Raw genomic sequence first — 852 nt, forward strand, 5'->3', positions numbered from 1 at the left:
TATGAAAAGTATTTTAAAAGAGATTTAAGCAATGTATTTTTCGATTGTACTAATTATTACTTTGAAATTGATCTTCCTAGCGATGACAAGCAAAAGGGACCTTCAAAAGAGAATAGGCACTCTCCGATAATAGGACAGGCTTTACTTTTAGATGCTGATCTAGTACCTGTCTCCATGCAAATGTATCCCGGAAATGAATCGGAAAAGCCATATATTAGAAAAGTTATTGAAGAAATGAAGCAACGACACAACGTATCAGGTAAGACTATTCAGGTAGCTGATAAAGGACTTAATTGTGCAAGAAATATTTATGCTGCAGTTAAAGAAGCTAGTGACGGCTATATATTTTCAAAATCAATACATGGTAAGAATCTAAGTGAAAAGGAAAAGAAATGGGTTCTACTTGAGAATGATACAAATATCTTTTCTAATTACACTGATGAAAGAGGTAATATATCTTTTCGTCTTAAATCCTGTATTGACAGCTTTGATTACAGTTTTAAAGAGATTGATCCGGAAACAAGAAAAGAGAGTGTTACAAGGTTTTCTGTAAAAGAAAAGCGTATCGTCTCTTATAATCCTAACCTTGCAAAGAAACAAAGGCTTGAAATAATGAAAATGGTCGATAAAGCTTCAAAGTTTTCTACATACAAAAATATCGCTAAAGATGAACTTGGAGATTGTGCTAAATATGTAGACATTATAACTAAAGATAGTACAGGCAAGACAATAAAGCCTATAATAGATTTAAATAAATCTAAGATTGATGAAGATCTTAAATATGCAGGATATAATCTTTTAGTGACATCCGAGATAGATATGGAGCCATTACAGGTATATAAAACATACCAT

1 protein-coding gene is annotated in these 852 nt (G+C 31.8%); it reads left to right on the forward strand.

Annotated features, from left to right (window positions below; genetic code table 11):
• A partial coding sequence (locus SBH76_RS13455; RefSeq protein WP_331678176.1) for an IS1634 family transposase occupies nt 1-852 on the forward strand: 852 nt, incomplete at both ends.

The organism is Lachnoanaerobaculum sanguinis, from assembly GCF_033242365.1.
Lineage (GTDB): Bacteria > Bacillota > Clostridia > Lachnospirales > Lachnospiraceae > Lachnoanaerobaculum > Lachnoanaerobaculum sanguinis.